Consider the following 1,729-nt stretch of genomic DNA (forward strand, 5'->3'; position numbering starts at 1 on the left):
GCCCGCCGCGCCGCCGCCGCCGCCCTCGCGGGGCCCGACCCGCTCGGCTACACCGAGGCGTTCGGCAGGGCCGGACTGCGTGCGCGCATCGCGGCCCACTATGCGGACTGGTACGGCATCAGCCTCCCGCCGGCGCGCATCGCCGTCACCACCGGCGCTTCGGGCGCGTTCCCCCTCGCCTTTCTGGCGGCTTTCGACCCCGGCGACCGCGTGGCCCTCGCCGCGCCGTTCTATCCCCCTTACGTGAACATACTGACGGCGCTCGGCATCACGCCGGTGGTGATCGAAGCCGGGCCGGAGACGCGCTTTCAGCCGAGCCTCGCGGCACTGGCCGCCCTCGATCCGCCGCCCGACGGCCTGATCGTCGCCAGCCCGTGCAATCCCGCCGGGACCATGCTGCATCCTGACGAACTGGCGGCCATCGGGGCCTGGTGCGTCGCCCACGGCGTGCGGCTGGTCAGCGATGAGATCTACCATGGACTGACCTACGGCCAGGCCGCCGCGACCGCGGCGGGCATTCCGGGCGCGATCGTGGTCAACAGCTTTTCCAAATACTTCTCGATGACCGGCTGGCGCATCGGCTGGATGGTGCTGCCCGAGGACCTGCTGCGCCCCGCGGAATGCCTGGCGCAAAACTTCTTCATCAGCGCCCCGCATATCAGCCAGATCGCGGCCGAAGCCGCCTTTGACTGTCATGACGAGCTGCAGGCCAACGTCGCCCGCTATCGCCGGTCGCGCGATCACCTGCTTGCGGCCCTGCCGGCCGCCGGCTTCCCGCATCTCGGCCCCGCCGAGGGCGCTTTCTATCTGTACGCCGACGTGTCGGGCCGTACCAGCGACAGCCTCGATTTCTGCGCCCGCATGCTGGCCGAATGCGGCATCGCGGCGAGTGCCGGCGTGGATTTCGACCGCGCGCGCGGCCATCGCTACGTGCGTTTCAGCTACTGCGGCCCCGAGGCCGACATGATCGAGGCCGCCGCCCGCCTGCAAGGCTGGACGTAGCGCGCGCCGAGCCCATGCCCTCACGTCCACGCGCGGGGCATCGCCTTGCCTGTGGGTGGAAGGGTACGCCTGCGGCTATTCCTTCGCCTCAAGCCCTTGCTGCCGGTGCCAGTCGGCGATGCTTTGCGCAGGATATTCGTCGAAACACACATCGCCAGGCCGCGCGTCCAGCCGGACCCAGGCCGGCCGGTAGGCGAGCATGATGTGCGTCACCGAAGGCGGCTGCGGCAGCGGCGTGTCGATCGCGCTCGCCAGCGGATGGATCAGGTCCGGCCACTCCCGGCTGAACAGCCACAGCGCGGTGCCGCAGACGCGGCAGAACGTCCGCTCCGCCGTGCTGATGTCGTCGCGGCCGTCGGGCCCCCGCATGTGGGCGTGATAGACCGCGACCTGCGCCCCGCCCTCGACCGTGAGCGTGCGCGCGTCGCCCGCGATGTTGATCGCATATCCGCCGCCGCCGGAGGTCTTGCGGCAGATGCCGCAATAGCATCGCTGATACGGGACCGGATGGGCCGAGCGGAGCGAGAACCGCACCGCGCCGCACTGACAGGAGCCGTCTAGTCGCATCCCGGGAACCTCCTCGGCCGCCGCCGGTGCGGCCGGCGGGATCGTTGCGGGTCAGTCATCCACGACGCCCGGTCGGCGGCCGCGCTTGATCGCGCCGCGCCGGCCCTTCTCCTCCATCCGCCGCTCGCGCGCGCCACGGCTCGGCCGCGTCGGGCGCCGC

The 1,729-nt window shown here is 71.4% G+C and carries 2 protein-coding genes; one reads left to right on the forward strand and one right to left on the reverse strand.

Going from position 1 to position 1,729, the window contains the following annotated elements; genetic code table 11:
• The coding region (locus B8460_RS17890; protein WP_048862980.1) for a pyridoxal phosphate-dependent aminotransferase at positions 1-1,002 on the forward strand (1,002 nt) is incomplete at its 5' end.
• Between the two features lie 75 nt (positions 1,003-1,077).
• Here B8460_RS17890 and B8460_RS17895 read toward each other — a convergent pair.
• Positions 1,078-1,569, reverse strand: a complete 492-nt coding sequence (locus tag B8460_RS17895) for a GFA family protein (protein WP_048862981.1) — start codon at positions 1,567-1,569, stop codon at positions 1,078-1,080.
• Positions 1,570-1,729: the final 160 nt, after the last annotated feature.

Source organism: Acidisphaera rubrifaciens HS-AP3 (genome assembly GCF_000964365.1).
GTDB classification, from domain to species: domain Bacteria; phylum Pseudomonadota; class Alphaproteobacteria; order Acetobacterales; family Acetobacteraceae; genus Acidisphaera; species Acidisphaera rubrifaciens.

Bases quoted from the DNA above. Each gene is read 5' to 3' on its own strand.
- B8460_RS17895 (WP_048862981.1), bottom strand. From the start codon at position 1,569: ATGCGACTAGACGGCTCCTGTCAGTGCGGCGCGGTGCGGTTCTCGCTC.